We start from the raw sequence: 17,972 nt of genomic DNA, 5'->3' as shown, positions 1-17,972 counted from the left end.
GGGTGTTGGATCGGCCAGGTGGGCCGGGCCTTCAGGTCCCGGTCTCGTAGTGGGGTTCGGCAACGGGCTTCGATTCCGGGGACCCCTTCTCCCGGAGGTAGACCGACGCGCCCACCAGGACCGCGACGGCCAGGAACTCGCTTTGCCAGTTTTGGAAGGACTCAAACCAGAAGCGGCTGGTGCCCAGGTACTGCAGGTACGTGATGGCGGGCTGGCCATGGCTTTGCTGGTCCTGGTTGTACTCGTCCACACCGCCGGCGGCGTGCAGGAAGAACGAGCCAAGGAACAGGGAGAACAGCAGGATCGACAGTGAATGCTCGTACACCTTGAGTACCACTCCGCCCCGCCGCACCGGCCAGGGCGTGGCCTTCCGCAGGGCCGCCTGGCGGGGATCTTCATCCTGCGGCGCCTCCTTGCCCATTGGCTTGGATTCGGATGAGCCTTTCTGGAACAGGAACACGGTGAGGACCACGTACATGGCCATCTGCAGGAACTCCGATTCCCAGTTCTCGAAGGTGGCCTCGACGAAGGCGCCCGTGCCCAGGAACTCCAGGACCGAGACGGCGGGCTCCCCGTGGGCCTGCTGGTCTTCACTGTAGGAAGCGGCTCCGGAGAGGATCATGCCCACGAAGAACGCCAGGAAGCAGCCCAGGTTGGCCAGCAGCAGGCCATGTTCCCTTGCCCATTTGCGCATGTCTTACTCCTTGTCCGATGGTGGCGGGAGGATCCTGCCTGTAGCCCGCTTGTTCAGGCGGAGCGGAACGAAAACCAGCATGACCACCATGACGCCCAGGAGTGCACCCCCGGCCGTGACGCCGGCAGACCGCCCGGCGGCAACATCGAACACCAGGGCGGCTGTTCCGGCGCTCAGCAGGGCGATGCCGCCCAGTGCGATCTTGGTGATGCTGTCGGCGCTGGAGACCAGTGTTTCCTTGAGCCGCTTGCGGAAAAGCCGGCGGTGCACACTGACCGGGAGGAGGATGAAGGCCGTGGTGAGCGCGGCGATGACGACGTTGACGAGATACAGGCCAACCTCCCAGCCGTCCAGCTTTTCGAACCGCTGCTGGAACGGCAGCGTCAGCAGGAAGCCGGCCAGGATCTGCACCCCGGTCTGAAGTACGCGGAGCTCCTGCAGGAGTTCCGCCCAGTTGCGGTCAAGCTGCTCCTCGCGGGTTTCATTGCGTCCCGTCCGGCCCGTGTAGTCCTCAACCTCAGACATCGGCCCTCCTTCCTCTCCGGCCGCGGCCCAGGCTTTCTTTCTACTCCTCCCGTACCCAGAAACAAGGCAGGCCGTTGCGCGTGCTCCTACATTTGATAAGTTTACTGATTATTAGTCTTGGGCGGTGGACTTGGTCCTCCGCCCGGGATAGCTTCGAAGGGCCGGAGCACGGCGGGCCCTTCGCACCGACACAGGTCAACCGACACAGGCAGGCGGACTATGAGCGAGACCGACAAGCAGACAGACCAGCCGAAGGATCCGCGCGGCGGCTACCACTCGGGCCCGTTTCCCGAGCAGGAACAGAAGCAGCCCGGGCTGACCGGCCCCATGGACCCCAAACCAGACCACGGGGAGCGCAGCTACGAGGGGCACGGCAAGCTCGACGGCAAGGCAGCCCTCATCACGGGCGGGGACTCAGGCATCGGCAAGGCTGCCGCCATCGCCTTCGCCCGGGAAGGGGCCGACGTCGCGATCTCGTACCTGCCTGAGGAGGAAGACGACGCGCAGGACACGGCGGAATGGATCCGGAAAACCGGCCGCCGCGCGCTCCTGCTTCCCGGTGACGGACGTGAGGAGGAGTTCAGCACCCGCATCGTGGAGGAGACGGTCTCCGGATTCGGCCGCCTCGACATCCTGGTCCTGAACGCCGCGTACCAGAAGAACCGCGAGAGCCTCGAGACGCTCCCCACCGAGGAGTTCGACAGGGTCTTCCGCACCAACCTCTACTCGCTGCTGTGGTCCGCGCGGGCGGCCGTGCCGCACCTGAAGGCGGGTGCCTCGATCATCACCACGGCCTCCATCCAGGCCTTCAACCCGTCACCCGGGCTCATCGACTACGCCATGACCAAAGCGGCGCAGGTGGCGTTCACCAAGGCCCTGGCCCAGGAATTGGGTCCCAAGGGGATCCGCGTCAATGCCGTAGCTCCGGGCCCCATCTGGACACCGCTGATCCCGGCCACCGAATGGCCGGACAAGCTCCCCTCCTTCGGGCAGGACACGCCGCTGGGGCGCGCGGGGCAGCCGGCCGAGCTTGCCGCGGCGTACGTGCTGCTCGCATCCGAGGACGGGTCCTACATTTCCGGTGCAGTCCTCCCGGTCACGGGCGGCAAGGGGCTTTAATGGGGGTCCCACCCGCTGGGGCATCCGGGCCGGCATCACCAGACCAGCAATATCGGCAACGAACAACAGGAGGAAGCATGACGCAGGAAAACCAGCAGGCTGAACCCGAGACGGCTCCGGGCGGCTACGGCACCCCCACGGCCGAGCAGGAGGCGGCAGGCACGCAGGGTGGCCAGCAGTCCGGCGGCGGCGCGTCCACGGCCGGCGCGGACACGAACGAACCGCAGTCGGGCGCGGGCCAGGCTCCCGTCCCGCACGACATGGATCTTCCGTCCAGCGCGGCCGAGATCGACGAGTCCAATGACGATTCCCAGGGGTCGGCGCCGGTGTCCTCGGAGTCGGGCCAGGAAGCGACGGGCCTTCCGGACGGCAGCGGAAACGACCTTCCGAAGGAAGAGTCGCCCAATGACGACGACGAGAGCTTCGACGCCGGATAAAGCCTCCTGACCAAAGGCCCCCGTTTCCGCTGCCCCCGGGCAGTGGAAGCGGGGGCCTTTGCGGTTCCGCCAAGGCGAATACATCCCGTCCCTCGGGGTACGGAACACGCGGAACCCCATCCCGTCGGCAGGCAGCAGCAAGCAGCCTGCGCTGCCGCCGGCACCAACGTCAACGCCAGGAAGGTGGAGTGTGGGCAGGAGATCTTCCGAACAGTGGGCGCGGCCGCAGGACCGGCCGGACAAGGTGGCGGTGGACGTCCTGGTGCCCACCTGCAACCGGCCTGCCGAACTCGCCGTCACCCTCGCGGGACTGGCCGCACAGTCCGAGCCCGCGTTCGCCGTCGTCATCAGCGACCAGTCAGCCGGACAGCCGGCCTGGGACCATCCCGCTGCCGCCGCCATGGTGCGGGTGCTGCAGGCGCAGGGCCGGCCCGTCACGCTGCTGCGGCACCTTCCGCGGCGCGGACTGGCCGAACACCGCCAGTTCCTGCTGGACCAGTCCACCGCGGATCAGTGCCTCTTCCTGGACGACGACGTCTGGCTGGAGCCCGGTGCCGTGGAACGGCTGAGCAGGGCACTGGACCAGCTCCAGTGCGGTTTCGTGGGGATGGCACCGCAGGGCCTGTCCTTCCTGGACGACCGCAGGCCGGAACAGACGGCCTCCTTCCAGGCCTGGGACGGACCGGTGGCTCCGGAGCGCATCCGTCCGGGTGCCCCGGGTTTTGAACGCTGGCCGCTGCACAGCGCCGCCAACCTCAGCCACGTCTGCGCGGAACTGTCGCTGCAGCCCGGCGAGTGGGTGCCCTACCACGTGGCCTGGCTGGGCGGCTGTGTGCTCTACCGCAGGGAGGCGCTGGACGACGCCGGCGGGTTCCGTTTCTGGAGCACGCTCCCTGCAGACCACGCCGGGGAGGACGTGGTGGCGCAGTGGCAGGTGATGGAACGGTACGGCGGGGCCGGGATCCTGCCGTCCGGCGCGGTCCACCTTGAATCGCCCACGACCGTGACGGACCGGCGGGTAGAGGCGTACGACGTGGTCCTGAACGAGGACGCTGTGTGACCAGGCCCTAGTGGCCCTGCGCGGTGTCCAGCGGGTAGGCCACATACGCGAACCGCTTCGAATCCGGCGCCCAGCTGTTGACGTTGAGCGTGCCCTGGCCGCCGAACACCGGCCAGGTGTGCAGCGGCGCGGTCCAGTCGTCGGTGGAGACAAGGACGACGTCGACCGGCAGGTCTGCGGGGTGGCCCCGGGTTCCAGCGGGAAAGCGCACATAGCTGGCCAGGCGCCCGTCGGGGGACAGGTGCGGGAACCAGTCGACGGTGGCACTGCTGACGAGCCGCTCGAACTGGCTGCCGTCCGGGCGGACCCGGGCAAGCTGGGCATGGCCGGGTGCCGTGGTGAACGACTCCGTGTTGAGGTACAGCCAGTCGCCATCGGGTGAATACTCGGGCCCGTCGCAGTGTCCCCCGCCCACCTCCACGTCCCAGGGCGGGCCTCCGCCAGCGGGGATGGTGCGCAGCCGGCCGGGCCGCGTGAAGTCTCCCGCCGCAATGTCCACGTACGCCAGCCTGCGCCCATCCGGACTGACGCCGTGGAGGAAGTGGAAGGATCCGTCGTCGTCCGTGATCCTGGTGGCCCGCCCGCCTGCCAGTGGTGCGCGGTAGATGTGGCCGTCCCCGCCCGAGAGGAAGATGCTGCTGCCGTCAGGGTCCAGGACGTGGTCATTTTTGAGGTCCGGGGCGCCGGTCAGCGGGAGGGGCTCCAGCGAACCGGCCGCCAGGTTGAGCCGCCAGAGTTCCCCGTTTCCGTTAAGAATCAGTGCCCGGCCGTCGAGGGTCCAGTTGGGCGCCTCGAGCAGCATGTCCCCGGTGCGGAAGACAAGCGAGGATTCGCCGGTGACCGACGCGGTCCACACCTCGCAGCGCTGGCCTGGTTGAAGGGTGCGGACCACGTCAGTTCGTCCTAGTCCTTGCTGCTGAAGGCGGCGTCGAAGCTGGTTTGGGAGGCGGGGAAGTCGTATTTTTTCAGGGCCGCGAGTGCTTCGGGGGCGCCGTGGAGGCGGTCCATGCCGGCGTCTTCCCATTCGATGCTGATGGGCCCGTTGTAGCCGATGGCGGCGAGGGCGCGGAAGGAGGCTTCCCAGGGGACGTCGCCGCGTCCGGCGGAGACGAAGTCCCAGCCGCGGCGGGGGTCGCCCCAGGGCAGGTGGGAGCCCAGGACGGTGTTGCGGCCGGTCTGGCGGATCTTGGTGTCCTTGCAGTCCACGTGGTAGATCCGGTCCTTGAAGTCCCAGATGAAGGAGACGGGGTCGATGCCCTGCCACATCATGTGCGAGGGGTCCCAGTTCAGGCCGAACGCTTCGCGGTGGCCGATGGCCTCGAGGGTGCGGACGGTGGTCCAGTAGTCGTAGGCGATCTCGGAGGGGTGGACTTCGTGGGCGAAGCGGACGCCGCATTCGTCGAAGACGTCCAGGATGGGGTTCCAGCGGTCGGCGAAGTCCTGGTAGCCGGCGTCGATGACTTTTTCCGGGACGGGCGGGAACATGGCCACGTATTGCCAGATGGAGGAGCCGGTGAACCCGACGACCGTGTCCACGCCGAGGGCTTTGGCGAGCCGGGCGGTGTGTTTCATTTCCTCGGCGGCGCGGGTGCGGACGCCTTCGGGGTCGCCGTCGCCCCAGACTTTGGAGCCGACGATGGCCTGGTGGCGGAAGTCGATGGGGTCATCGCAGACGGCCTGGCCTTTGAGGTGGTTGGAGATGGCCCAGACCTTGAGGTTGTACTTGTCCAGGATTTCGAGTTTGGACTCGACGTAGCCGGGTTCGTCCCAGCGCCAGGCGTCCAGATGGTCGCCGGAGACGGCGATTTCCAGGCCGTCGTAGCCCCAGCCGGAGGCCAGGCGGGCGACTTCTTCGAAGGGCAGGTCGGCCCACTGGCCGGTGAACAGGGTGAACGGGCGGGGCATGCAGGGCTCCTTGGAAGACGGGGGTGCTAGTGGCGGACGACGGTGAGGGTGCTCTTGTTGGCGGCGGATTCCTCCACGGCGTCCAGGACGTACTGGACGTTCAGTCCTTCTTCGAACGACGGCGAGGGCTGGTTTCCGTCCCGGATGGCCAGCAGGAAGTCGCGGACCTGGTGCGTGAAGGTGTGTTCCCAGCCGATGATATGGCCCTGCGGCCACCACGCGTCCAGGTACGGGTGCTCCGGCTCGTTGACCAGGATCCGGCGGAAGCCCTGTTCGCGGACCGGGACGGTGGCATCCAGGAAGCCGAGTTCGTTGAGGTTTTCCAGGTCGAACAGGAGGCTGCCCTTGTCCCCGTACACCTCGATCTGCAGGGAGTTCTTCCTGCCGGTGGCCACCCGGGAGACCTCGACTGAGGCGACCGCCCCGGAGGTGAGGGACAGCGTGGCCCAGGCGGCGTCGTCGACCGTGACGTCCTCGATGCCGTCCGTGCCGGGGCGGCGGCCCACGAAGGTGTTCAGCCGGCCGCTGACCTCGGTGACCTGGTCGCCCAGGAGGAACAGGACCTGGTCGATGGCGTGGCTGGCGATGTCCCCCAGCGCGCCGGACCCGGCGGTTTCCTTCCGCAGCCGCCAGGTCATGGGGGCCTGCGCGTCGGCGAGCCAGTCCTGCAGGTACGCGCCGCGGACGTGCCGGACCGTGCCCAGGCGGCCTTCGGCGATGAGCTCCTTCGCCAGTGCCAGTGCCGGGACGCGCCGGTAGTTGAAGCCGATCATCGACTGCACGCCCTTGGCCCGGGCCTTGGCCGCGGCGGCGGTCATGAGCTCGGCCTCCGCGAGGGTGTTTGCCAGGGGTTTTTCCACCAGGACATGCTTGCCTGCTTCCAGGGCGGCGATGGCGATCTCGGCGTGCATCCACCCCGGGGCGCAGATGTCGACGATGTCGATGTCGTCCCGGGTGATCACCGTGCGCCAGTCGGTGGCTGATTCTGCCCAGCCGTACTTGGCCGCCGCCTCGACGACGGCGCCGGCGTCCCGGCCCACGAGGACCTTCTGCTCGAAGGCCGGGACGTCGAAGAAGCTGGCCACGTTCCGCCACGCGTTGGAGTGGGCCTTGCCCATGAAGGCGTAACCGATCGCGGCTACACCCAGCGGGCGGGGAGCCGGTTGGGAGGCCGAAGGTTCGGACGGGTGTGCGGGTGTGGTCATGATGCGTTCCTGCGTGCTTCCTGCTGGCTGGACTACGTGCTGGATTTAGAGGGTGGCGGTTTCCGGTGCCCAGTCCTCGGGGAGGGCGGGGGATACCGGGGCCGAGCTTTCGACGTTCACGAATGTGCCCGCATCGATGGACTCGGAGATCGAGACCATGGTGTCCAGGACGTGGTACGCCAGTTCGCCGGTGGCCCTGTGGGCTGTTCCTGCCCGCAGCGAGCGTGCCATGTCCAGCACGCCCATGCCGCGGCCGTTGGCGGGCCCGGTGGCCGGAACGGTGGTCCAGTCCTCGTCGCCGGCGCGCCAGAGCTTGATGTCGCCCGTGAAGTAGTTGGGATCCGGCAGTGAGATGGTGGCTTCGGTCCCGGTGATTTCCACGAATCCCATCCGGGTCCGGGGCGACTCGAAGGAGAAGACGCTGTGTGAGGAGGCGCCGGATTCGAACTGCGCCATCGCGGAGACGTGGGTGGGCACCTCGACGGTGAACTCCTCGCCGGCTTTGGGCCCGGAACCGATCACGCGCACATCCTTGGCCTTGGACCCGACGGCGGCCACCTTGCGGATGGAGCCGAAGGCCTGGACCAGGGTGGTGAGGTAGTACGGGCCCATGTCGAACAGCGGGCCGGCGCCGTGCTGGAAGAGGAACGCGGGGTTGGGGTGCCAGGATTCCGGGCCGGGGGTCTGGAACGTGGTCATCGCCGTCAGCGGCGTGCCGATGTCGCCGCGCTGGATCAGGCGCAGGGCCGTCTGGATGCCGGCCCCGAGGAAGGTGTCCGGGGCGCAGCCAAGGCGGATCCCGGCGGCGTCGGCGGTCTTGAGCAGGCCGAGCCCGGATTCGCGGTCCAGGGAGAACGGCTTTTCCGTCCAGACGTGCTTGCCGGCGTTGACGGCGGCGGTGGCCACCTCCACGTGGGCGGCGGGAATGGTGAGGTTGACGATGATCTCGACGTCGGGGTGGTTCAGGGCCTTGTCCACGCCGCCCCACTCCGGGACGCCGTACTCCTTGGCCCGGGCCTCGGCGGCTTCCTCGAAGAGGTCGGCGATCACGTGGACCTTGAGGTCCGGGAACGCGGTCAGGTTGTCCAGGTACTGCTTGCTGATCACGCCGGCGCCGATGACGCCAACGCCCACCGGCCCGGTGCGGGCCGGCTTGCTTGCGGGGGTGCTCACGCGTTGGCTCCTTCGGCTGCGGTGTTGCTGTCGGTGTCGCTGTTCAGGAAGGCAAGGCTCTGGGCGATGCCATCGAAAATGTCGCCGGCATAGTCATCGAACTCCACCACGCCCACCTCCAGCGACTTTGCTGCGGCGATGACCTCCATGACGGGCACTTTGCCCTGGCCTGCGGGCTGTTGGGCCTTATTGTCCTTGTTCAGGGGGCCGTCCTTGATGTGGATGAACTTCACCCGGTCGCCCAGCCTGGCCAGGAGTTCCACGGGGTCCTGGCCGCCCACGGCTGCCCAGTAGGTGTCCACCTCCAGGACCAGTTCCGGGTCCAGCAGGGATGCGAAGTACTCCAGGGCCGTGCGGCCCTCGATGGTGGACTCCAGTTCCCAGGCGTGGTTGTGGTAGCCCACGCGGATGCCGTATTCAGCACCCTTTTTGGCGGCCGCGTTGAGCTTTTCGGCGGTGGCCTGGATGTCTTCGGCCTTTTGCCAGTGCTCGGCGGGAAGGAAAGGATCAATGACGGTGGTGATGCCCAGTTCCTTGGCCGCCGCGAAGATTTCGTCCTGGTCCTGGCTCATCAGGGGCGCGTGGCCGGACGGCGCGGTGAGGCCGTTCTCCTTCAGGGCGGCGCCGAGTTCCCTGGCGGTGGCCACGAAGTTGTACGGCTCAACCTGGGTGAAGCCGATCTCCGCCACCTTCCTGATGGTCCCCGGAAGATCCTCGGAAATGGCGTTGCGGAGCGTGTAAAGCTGCAGTGAGTAAGACATGGGTTTCCTTAGCGGTTCTGTAGAGGTCGTTGGGGTTGGGGTCAGCGGCCGGCGAGCGAGCCGCCGATGCCGCCCACGCTGAAGTACTTGTTCAAGGTGGCGAAGACGATGACGGGCGGGAGCATCATGACCACGGCCAGGGCCATGACCGAGGTCCAGTCCGTTGCATTCTGCTGGAAGAAGGACTGCACGCCCATGGGAAGGGTGAAGATTTCATTCGAGCGCAGGAACACGATGGCCACCAGGTAGTCGTTCCAGGCCAGGAGGAAGGCGAAGATCGCGGTGGAAAGGACGCCGGGCAGGGAGTTCCGCAGGACCACCTTGGTGAAGGAGCCGAAAACGGAGCACCCGTCGATCCAGGACGCCTCCTCCAGGCTGATCGGGATGGAATCGAAGTAGGCGGCCATCATCCAGGTGGCAACCGTCATGGTGGAGCCGACGTAGATGATGGTCAGGCCCAGGAGGTTGTCCACCAGGCCCATGCCGGCGAACAGGATGAACAGCGGCACCACGGAGGTGATGATGGGCAGCGACTGCATCACGAACAGGAGCAGCGAATATCCGGAAACCGCCTTGCTGCGGCCCCGGGAGAGGACGTAGCCGGCAGGTGCGGCCACGGCCACGGACACCACCACCGTGGAAAGGGTGGTGATCAGGCTGTTCTTCAGCCAGGTGGCGGCCAGGGTCTTGGAGAAGACGTTGCCGAGGTTTTCAAAGGTCAGGCCGGTGGCCGTGCTGTTCGGCCCGGGCGTGAAGGCCAGGAGGATGGTGACCATGATGGGCACCAGCACGATCCCCGTGATGATGAGGATCGCGGCGAACCGCCACCAGCGGCCGCGCTGTCCCGCCTCGGAGAGGACCCTGCGGCGTTTGCCGGCATCGACGCCGAGCGTGGGGCCGGATTCGGGATGGGCGTGGAGTACTGCGCTCATTATTCGACGCTCGACTTTCGGATCTGGCGGTACAGGATAACCGAGATGACCACCAGGGTCATGGTCATGAGGAAGGCGATGGCCACGCCTGGGCCGGTGGCGAAGTCCTGGAACACGGTCCGGTACGCCAGGACCACCAGGGAGGTGGTGGCGTTGACCGGGCCGCCGCCGGTGAGCAGGTAGATGGTGGGGAAGTCGTTGACGCAGAAGATGGTCATCAGGATCCAGCTGATGTACGTGGAGCGGGCAATCAGCGGCAGGGTGATCTGCGTGAACTGCTGCCAGCGGCTGGCGCCGTCCATGCTGGCTGCCTCGTAAACGGTGGTGTCCACGGAGGCCAGCGCGGCCGAGATCATCATCATCATGAACGGGAAGCTGACCCAGACCTTGAACACCATCACCGTGATGGAAGCAAGGGAGGGGTCGGCCAGGAAGAGCGGGGTGCCCATGCCCAGGTTCCGGAACAGCGACGGGATCAGGCTGTCCGGGGTGGCCACCAGCCAGTTCCATGCGGTGGAGGAGACCACGATGGGCACCACCCACGGCAGGAGCAGCAGGACCTTGAAGGTGCCGCCGGCCGGAATCCTGGTCCGCAGGAGCAGGGCAAGGCCCAGGCCCACGAGCCATGACCCGAAGACGCCCACAATGGTGAACCACAGCGTGAACTGTGCTGCCTTCCAGAAGGCCGGCGACGTCAGGACGGTGGCGAAGTTCTGCGCGCCCACGAAGTTGCCGGTCTGGAGCAGGTCCCCGTCATGCGTGGCCTGGATGGCCGCATAGATCAGCGGGTAGCCGTGGATCAGGACAAGGAGGACCACAGAGGGAAGCAGGAGCCAAAAGAAGGTCCTGGTCGCCTGGGCGGAGAGCTTGCTCTTGCGCTTGCCGGGGGCGGTCCCGGACCCGCCGGGGGCAATCCCGCGGCGGGCCCGGGCCAGGCCGGACTGGGTGGTGGTGCTGGACATGGGCGGTCCGTCCTACTTCTTCAGGACTGATTCGAGGCCGGACTGGAAGGTCTGCAGGGCAGTCTTGGCGTCGGCCTTTCCGGTGATGATGGTCTGGCTGAACTGGTTCAGTGCCTGGCCGCCGTCGAGTGCGGCGAGGTTGGCGTTGAGCCTGCTGCCCTGGGCGGCGAAGGTCTTGGCGATGGGCTGCCAGTCCTTGACGATCTTGACGTTGTTGGGATCGTTGGCGAACTCGGGAATCTCCGTGATCGACTTGAAGACCGGAAGGGCGGACATCAGCTTCTTCTGCCACAGCTGCTTGAGCTGGCCCAGGTAGTACACCAGGAACTCCTCCGACGCCTCCTGGGACGGGGTGTTGGTGTACATCATGATGTTGTTCGGGAAGACGATCGTTGCCTTGTCGCCGTGCGGACCCTTGATGGGGTCAGCCACCAGCAGGTCGCCCGAGGTATCGCCCACACGCTGCGGAACGTTGACCTGGAACAGGCCGTAGCCTGCCTTGCCGTCCTTCCACTGCGCGGACATGTTGTCCGTGGTGTAGCTGACAGCGGCGGGGTCGACGATGCCGTTGGACACGAGTTCCAGGACGAACTCCATGGCCTCCACGTTGCGGTCGTTCATCAGGTCCAGCTCGCCGTCCTTGTTCCAGACACCGCCGCCGTTGTTGACCATCATCATGATCATGGAGTGGTTGGCGTAGTTGTTGCCCGCGCCTGCGCCGGTGGTGAAGCCGAATGCGCCCACCTTCTTCAGGGCCTTGCCTGCTTCCAGCAGGGACGGCCAGTCCGTGGGGAGGGCAACGTTTGCCTTCTCGAACAGCGACTTGCGGTACCAGAAGACGCGCATGTCCAGCTGCCACGGGACCGCCACGTAGCCCTTGTCCGACTTGAAGGGGTCCAGCACGCCGGGCAGGAAGTCGTTGAACTGGCCATTGGCCTTCAGCTTCTCGATCACCTTGTCCGCGTACGCGATCTGGCCCTGCTGCTCGAACTGGAAGGCTTGGAAGCCGCCGCCGGTGGAGACAGCCGGGCCCGTCTTCGAGGCGATCGCGGAGGAGAAGGTCTGGTAGAAGTTGTTCCACTGGATGATCTGGTACGAGGCCTTGGCGCCGTTGGCTCCGGAGAAACCTTCCGCGATGCCCTTGGCGGCGTCGTTGTAGGCGGGCGTTGCCCACGGCATGTCCCAGAACTTGACCGTTCCGCCCGCGCCGCCTCCGCCGCCCTGCGATGCCGAGCCGCCGCCGCAGGCGGCGAGGAGGGGTGCTGCGGCGGCGGCAGCCGTCAGGCCCAGGAAACCGCGCCGGGAGAAGGGGCGGCGCTGTTCGGAAGTTGCGTTCATGATGTGTCCTTTCGGGACCGGCCGGCGCAGTGCGCCGTTGGTGCGGTCCTGCTCATCGTCGAGAGTGGAGGTGGGACTGGACTGCTGTTCAGGTTGCGTATCGGTGGGTCTGGTTACGTGGCAGCGAGGGTTGCGTAGAGGTCGGTCAGCCGGGCGAACCCGGCCAGATCGTCCGGCCGGGTGCCGGCGCCAAGATGGTCCTTCAGGCGCCGCCACGCTGACCGGTGGGCGGATTCGTAAAGCGTGGGAAGCAAAAGTTCGCCATGGGCTCCGGTGACCCGGACTTCGGCCGGCCAGGCGGCGTCCGGATCCGGGACCTGGACGGACACCCCGCCGTCGGCGGTGTAGAGGCGGATGTCGACGGCGGCCGGGCGGGCAGCGGTCAGCACGCCCTGGGCGGTGAAGGGCGCGCCGTTGGCCAGCCTGCCGGCCACCGTGTATCCCGTGGCGTCGCTGCGGAGGAGGCTTACGCCGTCGAGCGGTCCGCTGACGGCCAGCAGCGCGGCGAGGTGTTCGCCCAGGAGCCGCTGCGGGTCGGTGCCGGGGGCCGCCGTCGCAACGCTGTCCAGCAGGGACGCGCTGCCCAGGGCACTGCGCACTGCGTCGCGGGCGTCCGGGGTGCTGCCTTCCGCCACCAGGGCGGGGTTGGAGGCCCAGCGGAGGTCCAGGACGACGGCGGTTCCTGCGGCGTCAACCGCGGCGGCCAGTTCCGTGGTGTCCTCGGGTGCCGGGTTGGCCACCACAACGCCGCGGGCGCCGGCGGCAACGGCGTGAAGGGCTTCGGTGGTCCAGCCGGGTCCGCCTGCGACCACCAGGACGTCGGCGGTGCCCTGCCGGCTCTCCGGAGCCGGGCCGAAGGTTGCAGGCAGTGAGGCCACCGTTTGGGTAACCGCGCCCTCTTCCCGCGCGGCGGGTGATGCCGAGACCGTGTACTGGCCGCTCATGGCGTAACTCCTGCTTTTCCCGCGGCACCGGCATGCCCCGCCCCGGCGCTTGCTGCCGTGGCGTCGGCGATGGCGAGGGCAAAGGTGAGGTCGTCGATCAGGGTTTGTGCGGCGGGTGCCTGGCGGGTTCCCCGGGCAAGCCCGGCAAGTTCACGCCATTCGCCCTCATAACCGTTGTGGCCGTACGGGCCGAACGTGCGGGTATCGCTGCCGTTGCCGCGGGTGAGGGTGGCCACTGCGGAGCCGGCCTGGACATACGACGGTGTGAAGTCGATGTGAAGGGCCGCATCGTCCCCGATGGCCTCGAAGGTCCACTGGGGCTTCCAGGTGCCGTTCATAACGGCACGCAGTTCGATGACGCGGGTTGGGGTGCGCAGCGAAACGGCATAGCCGAACGGGCGGACGTGGAACACCTGGAGGACTTCGAGGTCCGTGAAGTCCGGGGTGAACCGGCGGACCAGCGGCAGGTCGTGGATGGCCAGGCCCATGATCCCGCCCCGGAGTGCGCTCTTGATGACGTCCGGGTCCGAGTAGTCGGGCCGGCCTGCGGCCGGCCGCGTGACGATCTCGGTGGCGAAGTCCTCGAAGCGGGCATTGGGCGGCAGGACGATGGAGGAACGGATGGTGTGGACCTGCCCGGGAAGGTCGCCCCAGTTCTGTTCGGCCGCGAGCCAGCCGGGGTCGAAGGTGTGCATGGCCCCGACGACGATTGGCACCCCGGTTTCGGCGCTGACGGCCGAGATGCGGGCGGCTTCCTCGGCGTTCATGGCGAAAGGCTTTTCGCAGAGGACGGCCTTCTTGCCGGCCCTGCAGGCGGCGATGACCTGGTCGGCGTGGAACTGGTGGGGGCTGCAGATTGCCACGACGTCCACGGCGGGATCGTCCAGCAGGGCAGCCATGCTGGTGCCGGCCGTGGCGCCAACGCGGGCCGCCACCGACGAGGCCACGGCGGCATCCACATCCATGATGTGCCGTACTTCCAGGATGTCCTGGAGGCGGGCCAGTGCCGGGAGGTGGATGGCCTGCGTGACGGGCCCCGCGCCGAGGATGCCGACGCCGAGGAGCGGCCGGTCTGCCGGCGCGGCGTGCTGGGACGCTGCTTGCTGGGACAAGGTCAGTTACCTCTTTGTAAGCGGACTCTGGGGGTGTAAGCGGATTACGGTGCCGGAATCAGTGCGGCTGATGTTCACCATCGGATCCGCGAATGTGCCTTGAGTCACAACGTAGAACTACTTTTGACGCACGTCAAGCAAAAGTTGTTTGTTGCGCGTCATTCTTCTGATTGGTGACAGCGGAAAGTAAGAGTGTTATGACTTAGACATGACTTCAGTGACAGGTAGGCAGGCCGGAAAAGAGTCCGATGTCGGCAGCCTGTCGCGCGCCGGGGACCTCTTCCAGCTGCTGCGTGACGGCCGGGCCCGCACCCGCGCCGAGCTTGCGCTGAGCACGGGTTTGGCCCGCTCAACCGTCGCCTCGCGGATCGATGCGCTGATGCTGTCCGGCCTGGTGGGTCCCGCGGGTGAGGCGCTCTCCAGCGGCGGCAGGCCGCCGTCGCGCTTTGCCTTCAACCCGTCAGCCCGCCTGGTGCTGGCCGTGGACGTGGGCGCCACGCACGTCATCGTTGCGGTGACGGATCTCGGCGGAAACATCCTGGCCGAACACCGGCTGGCGCAGCAGGTGGCCGACGGGCCGGAAGCCGTGCTGGACCAGGTGGTGGCGCAGGGCAAGGAACTGCTGGCGTCCACCGGACGGACCGTTGCGGAACTGGCCGGGATCGGCATCGGGCTGCCCGGGCCCGTGGAACATGACACCGGCAAGCCCGTCAAGCCGCCCATCATGCCGGGCTGGGACGGGTTCGACGTGGTCAGCTACGTCCAGCGGTCCCTGCCCGTCCACGTGCTGGTGGACAACGACGTGAACATCATGGCGCTGGGGGAGCAGTCCGCGCACTGGCCCGAACACAACAACTTCTTCTTCGTGAAGGTGGCAACCGGCATCGGCTCCGGCATCATCAGCAACGGGGAACTGCAGCGTGGCGCCAACGGCACGGCAGGCGACCTGGGCCACGTCCAGGTGGCCCGCGGCGCGGATGTCCTGTGTGCCTGTGGAAACTATGGGTGCCTGGAGGCGCTGGCGTCCGGTCCCGCCGTCGTGCGCTCCCTCCGGGACCAGGGACTGGACGTGGCAAAGGGCTCGGACGTGCTCCGGCTCGCCGCCGACGGCAACCTGCAGGCCATCCAGGCGCTGCGCCAGGCCGGCCGGGACATCGGCGAGGTCCTGGCCACCGTGGTGAACCTGCTCAATCCGTCCGTGATTGTGGTGGGCGGCAGCGTTGGCGAGACGGGCGAGCACCTGGTGGCCGGCATCCGCGAGGTGGTGTACCGGCGCTCCCCGCCGCTGGCCACCTCGCACCTGCGCATCAACGGCTCCCGCGCCGGGAGCCAGGCGGCGGTCCTTGGCGCAAGCAAACTGGTCACCCAGTACGTCCTCTCGCCGGCCGTCATCGAAGCCACGCTGGCAGGCGCCATCGCCGGGTAAAGCCGGGAATCCCCGGCCTACCCGGCGTGGGCTCTACGCCTCCGCCTCCGGCTCGGGCGCTTCGGCCAGGATCAGTGCCGTGCCGCCGTACGCGGGCAGCTCCAGGAAGAAGCTGTGCAGGTCATCCACCTGCCCCACCGTCTCGCCGCTGAACAGATCCTTGACGTTGGCGCCGGACGGCAGCTCGTTGGACTGGATGCTGCCGGCGATGTCCTGCCCGGAGAAGTTGAGCGCCGTGACCTGCAGGCTGCCGTCCTTCAGCCGGTTGACCAGCACCAGTGCGCTGCGGTTGGAAACGTCCGGGACGTCGAGCAGGGTGCCGGTGGCGATCCCGTTCTCTTCCCGCACGGCGAGGATCCGCTGCAGCCGGCGCGCGAACGAGTCGGGGTCCTTGAGCTGTTCGGGCAGCGGCCCGTACAGGCTGCGGGCCCGGGGCATCCCGGCGGACGAGGTGGTGGCGTCCGGACTGGTTCCCATGAGGTCGTGGGCGCCGCGGTTGATCCAGCGGGTATCGCCCTGCGAGGTGAGCTCGCGGACGCTGCTCCGGTCCAGGGCCAGGATGCCCGTGAGGTCCCAGCCGGAAAGGGCAAAGACGCCCGGCTGCAGGGCGTTGTACATGGCCAGGAGCAGGTGGACGTCCCGGATCTGGGCTTCCTGCTCCGGGGTGGTGGTGGACGGGTCCTTGATGCCCAGCGCGGCCATGATGAAGCTCACCGAGGTGCAGGCAATGCCGTTGGTGGTGAAGACGGCGTTGTAGGGCCCGTTTTCGCCGGTGAGCCGTTCCCGCAGGGTCTGCTGGACCTGTTCGGCCAGCTGCGCCCCGGTGAGTTCCTCGCCGTTGAGCTCGAACATCTCGTCCCGGTGCCCGGCGGCGAAGTGCAGGAGCTCGTAAGTGAGTTCGTCATGGTTCTGCAGGGCATGCACCAGCGACGCCTGGTCCACGCCGATTTCCAGCGACAGCCGGAGGGTCAGCCGCAGGAACTCGGTGTCGGCCGTGACCAGGGAGTAGTGGTACGCAGGCCGGGTGATGAAGTCGTAGGACAGGTCGGGGCCGGCATCGGAGGTTGCCTTGATGTCGTCGATGGTCAGGTTCAGTTCCTGGAAGGAGAACCCGCCCACCTTCCGGATCATGGAGCCGATGAGCTGGTTGGCTGCCTCGGACAGTGGGTGCCCCTCGGACCAGCCGGGTTGTTCTTCGGCGCTCTTCTCCACGCCCAGGAAGCCGTTGGCGTCCAGGCGCAGCGCCCCCGTGCCCAGGTCCACCAGCGAATGCAGGGCATCGCCCACCACCAGGCGCATTCCGGCGAAGGTGGGGTCCAGCCAGTTGATGGAGGGCTGGCCGGCCTTGAAGTAGTGCAGGTAGACCCAGCGGCGGGTCTTGCCGGTGGTATCCACGATGGGCCGCGTGGCGCTCCAGTTGGTTTCCTTCACCCCGGGTTCGTAGAAGATGACCCGCTGCAGCCTGCCGATGATGTAGCCGGCCTTCTGCAGCGCCTGCTCGGAGTCGGGGCTGAGGTTGACCGAGTCCGCCCCCTCCGGGACGTCCGGGAGCAGGTTCCAGTCCTCCTCCGGAATATCGATCATGTGGTAGATGCCGGGGTAGTCCCGGAAGTTCATTTCGGCCAGGCGGAAGTCCGCGCCCTTGCCGGTGTGGCCCGGGACGATGTCGTCGATGACGGTGCCGTCGTGCTCGGCGGCCACCTCGCACATCCGCCGGAACTCATCCTCGGTGCCGAAAACAGGGTCGATCGCCATGCTGATGCGGTCGAAGTGCCCGTCCACGCTGGGCGTGTGGGACCAGCCGCTGATGCCGCCGGCGAGCTTCACGGGCCCGGTGTGGATTCCGCGGATACCGATTTCGCGGAACGCCTTCCACATGGCCGGATCGCCCAGCGCCGAAAGGAATGACTGGCCGGACGGGGTGATGAAGGACAGCGGGTAGGCGGTGAACCACACGGAGGCGCGTTCGACGGCGGCCCGCGGGTTGGGATGGGCGTACGAGTTCTGCCACATGCTGGCCTGGCCGGACAGCTGCCGGGCCAGCGTGTTCGCGTCCCCGAGCATCGCCTGGTTGCGGAGCCAGTCCACGTACGCCGCGTTCCGCCCGTCGAACTCAAAGGACGGCCTGCTGCCGACGAACTGGCGCCGGCGCGCGATGGGCCGCAGCGCCTTTGGCCTGGCCGCGAAGAACTGCTCGTCGAAATTGACGTCCAGTTCCGTTGACGGCTCCGCAGCGCCCGCTTCCACTTCCCCGATGGGGGCGGCTGCATCCGCTTCCGAAGTGTTCCCGCTGGTGCCCGGCTCAGGCATAAGCTCCTCTTTCCATTGCTCGTTTCCGTGCTGGCATGGATGCTCCAAGACCCCTTGCCCAAGGAAACG

The 17,972-nt window shown here is 67.3% G+C and carries 17 protein-coding genes; 4 read left to right on the top strand and 13 right to left on the bottom strand.

Features of this window, described 5'->3' with window-relative positions; all coding sequences use genetic code 11:
• Nucleotides 1–31 precede the first annotated feature (31 nt).
• Nucleotides 32–694 carry a DUF6766 family protein gene (locus FB478_RS15060; protein ID WP_134165340.1) on the bottom strand — a complete coding sequence of 221 codons (663 nt, stop codon included), beginning with the start codon at nt 692–694 and terminating at the stop codon, nt 32–34.
• A gap of 3 nt (nt 695–697) precedes the next feature.
• Nucleotides 698–1,219: a DUF6328 family protein gene (locus tag FB478_RS15055; protein ID WP_056388476.1), complete on the bottom strand. Its 522-nt coding sequence runs from the start codon at nt 1,217–1,219 to the stop codon at nt 698–700.
• Nucleotides 1,220–1,438: 219 nt separating this feature from the next.
• Between FB478_RS15055 and FB478_RS15050 the strand changes: the two genes are divergently transcribed.
• The 3 genes from FB478_RS15050 (at nt 1,439) to FB478_RS15040 (ending at nt 3,835) form a co-directional block, all read left to right on the top strand.
• The gene (locus FB478_RS15050) at nt 1,439–2,338 is read left to right on the top strand and encodes an SDR family oxidoreductase (protein WP_144601011.1); all 900 of its coding nucleotides are present in this window, start codon (nt 1,439–1,441) and stop codon (nt 2,336–2,338) included.
• A 77-nt stretch (nt 2,339–2,415) separates the two neighbouring features.
• Nucleotides 2,416–2,775 carry a hypothetical protein gene (locus tag FB478_RS15045; RefSeq protein ID WP_056388472.1) on the top strand — a complete coding sequence of 120 codons (360 nt, stop codon included), beginning with the start codon at nt 2,416–2,418 and terminating at the stop codon, nt 2,773–2,775.
• Between the two features lie 190 nt (nt 2,776–2,965).
• Nucleotides 2,966–3,835: a glycosyltransferase family 2 protein gene (locus FB478_RS15040; protein WP_144601010.1), complete on the top strand. Its 870-nt coding sequence runs from the start codon at nt 2,966–2,968 to the stop codon at nt 3,833–3,835.
• A 7-nt stretch (nt 3,836–3,842) separates the two neighbouring features.
• Here FB478_RS15040 and FB478_RS15035 read toward each other — a convergent pair whose 3' ends face one another.
• From FB478_RS15035 to FB478_RS14990, 10 genes are all read right to left on the bottom strand, one after another.
• Nucleotides 3,843–4,727, bottom strand: a complete 885-nt coding sequence (locus FB478_RS15035; RefSeq protein ID WP_144601009.1) for a PD40 domain-containing protein — start codon at nt 4,725–4,727, stop codon at nt 3,843–3,845.
• Nucleotides 4,728–4,738: 11 nt separating this feature from the next.
• On the bottom strand, nt 4,739–5,740 hold the full coding sequence (locus FB478_RS15030; protein ID WP_144601008.1) for a sugar phosphate isomerase/epimerase: 1,002 nt from the start codon (nt 5,738–5,740) through the stop codon (nt 4,739–4,741).
• Nucleotides 5,741–5,766: 26 nt separating this feature from the next.
• Complete coding sequence (locus FB478_RS15025; protein WP_144601007.1) at nt 5,767–6,945, bottom strand: Gfo/Idh/MocA family protein; 1,179 nt, start codon at nt 6,943–6,945, stop codon at nt 5,767–5,769.
• Nucleotides 6,946–6,990: 45 nt separating this feature from the next.
• On the bottom strand, nt 6,991–8,118 hold the full coding sequence (locus FB478_RS15020; protein ID WP_018770305.1) for a Gfo/Idh/MocA family protein: 1,128 nt from the start codon (nt 8,116–8,118) through the stop codon (nt 6,991–6,993).
• Entirely contained in the window at nt 8,115–8,879 is a 765-nt protein-coding gene (locus FB478_RS15015) for a sugar phosphate isomerase/epimerase (RefSeq protein ID WP_056388462.1), read from the bottom strand. Before FB478_RS15015 ends, FB478_RS15020 begins: the two co-directional genes overlap by 4 nt.
• A gap of 41 nt (nt 8,880–8,920) precedes the next feature.
• Nucleotides 8,921–9,811, bottom strand: a complete 891-nt coding sequence (locus tag FB478_RS15010) for a carbohydrate ABC transporter permease (RefSeq protein ID WP_018770303.1) — start codon at nt 9,809–9,811, stop codon at nt 8,921–8,923.
• On the bottom strand, nt 9,811–10,773 hold the full coding sequence (locus FB478_RS15005) for a carbohydrate ABC transporter permease (protein ID WP_018770302.1): 963 nt from the start codon (nt 10,771–10,773) through the stop codon (nt 9,811–9,813). Before FB478_RS15005 ends, FB478_RS15010 begins: the two co-directional genes overlap by 1 nt.
• 12 nt (nt 10,774–10,785) lie before the next feature.
• Entirely contained in the window at nt 10,786–12,111 is a 1,326-nt protein-coding gene (locus tag FB478_RS15000) for an ABC transporter substrate-binding protein (protein WP_018770301.1), read from the bottom strand.
• A gap of 113 nt (nt 12,112–12,224) precedes the next feature.
• Complete coding sequence (locus tag FB478_RS14995) at nt 12,225–13,055, bottom strand: hypothetical protein (RefSeq protein ID WP_144601006.1); 831 nt, start codon at nt 13,053–13,055, stop codon at nt 12,225–12,227.
• Nucleotides 13,052–14,167, bottom strand: coding sequence for a Gfo/Idh/MocA family protein (locus tag FB478_RS14990; RefSeq protein ID WP_144601005.1), 1,116 nt, complete (start codon nt 14,165–14,167; stop codon nt 13,052–13,054). Before FB478_RS14990 ends, FB478_RS14995 begins: the two co-directional genes overlap by 4 nt.
• Nucleotides 14,168–14,375: 208 nt before the next feature.
• Between FB478_RS14990 and FB478_RS14985 the strand changes: the two genes are divergently transcribed.
• Complete coding sequence (locus FB478_RS14985) at nt 14,376–15,593, top strand: ROK family transcriptional regulator (RefSeq protein WP_144601004.1); 1,218 nt, start codon at nt 14,376–14,378, stop codon at nt 15,591–15,593.
• Nucleotides 15,594–15,626: 33 nt separating this feature from the next.
• Here FB478_RS14985 and treS read toward each other — a convergent pair whose 3' ends face one another.
• Nucleotides 15,627–17,903: a maltose alpha-D-glucosyltransferase gene (gene treS, locus FB478_RS14980; RefSeq protein WP_056388456.1), complete on the bottom strand. Its 2,277-nt coding sequence runs from the start codon at nt 17,901–17,903 to the stop codon at nt 15,627–15,629.
• Between the last annotated feature and the right edge of the window lie 69 nt (nt 17,904–17,972).

This window comes from Arthrobacter sp. AG367 (genome assembly GCF_007828995.1).
GTDB lineage: Bacteria > Actinomycetota > Actinomycetes > Actinomycetales > Micrococcaceae > Arthrobacter.
The sequence above is the reverse complement of the archived record's forward strand: the minus strand, read 5'-3'. Positions and strand labels throughout refer to the sequence as shown.

Coding starts and splice junctions, on each gene's coding strand:
- FB478_RS15060 (WP_134165340.1), bottom strand. CDS start 694: ATGCGCAAATGGGCAAGGGAACATGGCCTGCTGCTGGCCAACCTGGGC.
- FB478_RS15010 (WP_018770303.1), bottom strand. CDS start 9,811: ATGAGCGCAGTACTCCACGCCCATCCCGAATCCGGCCCCACGCTCGGC.
- FB478_RS14995 (WP_144601006.1), bottom strand. CDS start 13,055: ATGAGCGGCCAGTACACGGTCTCGGCATCACCCGCCGCGCGGGAAGAG.
- FB478_RS15045 (WP_056388472.1), top strand. CDS start 2,416: ATGACGCAGGAAAACCAGCAGGCTGAACCCGAGACGGCTCCGGGCGGC.
- FB478_RS15005 (WP_018770302.1), bottom strand. CDS start 10,773: ATGTCCAGCACCACCACCCAGTCCGGCCTGGCCCGGGCCCGCCGCGGG.
- FB478_RS15025 (WP_144601007.1), bottom strand. CDS start 6,945: ATGACCACACCCGCACACCCGTCCGAACCTTCGGCCTCCCAACCGGCT.
- treS (WP_056388456.1), bottom strand. CDS start 17,903: ATGCCTGAGCCGGGCACCAGCGGGAACACTTCGGAAGCGGATGCAGCC.
- FB478_RS15030 (WP_144601008.1), bottom strand. CDS start 5,740: ATGCCCCGCCCGTTCACCCTGTTCACCGGCCAGTGGGCCGACCTGCCC.
- FB478_RS15015 (WP_056388462.1), bottom strand. CDS start 8,879: ATGTCTTACTCACTGCAGCTTTACACGCTCCGCAACGCCATTTCCGAG.
- FB478_RS14985 (WP_144601004.1), top strand. CDS start 14,376: ATGACTTCAGTGACAGGTAGGCAGGCCGGAAAAGAGTCCGATGTCGGC.
- FB478_RS15050 (WP_144601011.1), top strand. CDS start 1,439: ATGAGCGAGACCGACAAGCAGACAGACCAGCCGAAGGATCCGCGCGGC.
- FB478_RS15000 (WP_018770301.1), bottom strand. CDS start 12,111: ATGAACGCAACTTCCGAACAGCGCCGCCCCTTCTCCCGGCGCGGTTTC.
- FB478_RS15055 (WP_056388476.1), bottom strand. CDS start 1,219: ATGTCTGAGGTTGAGGACTACACGGGCCGGACGGGACGCAATGAAACC.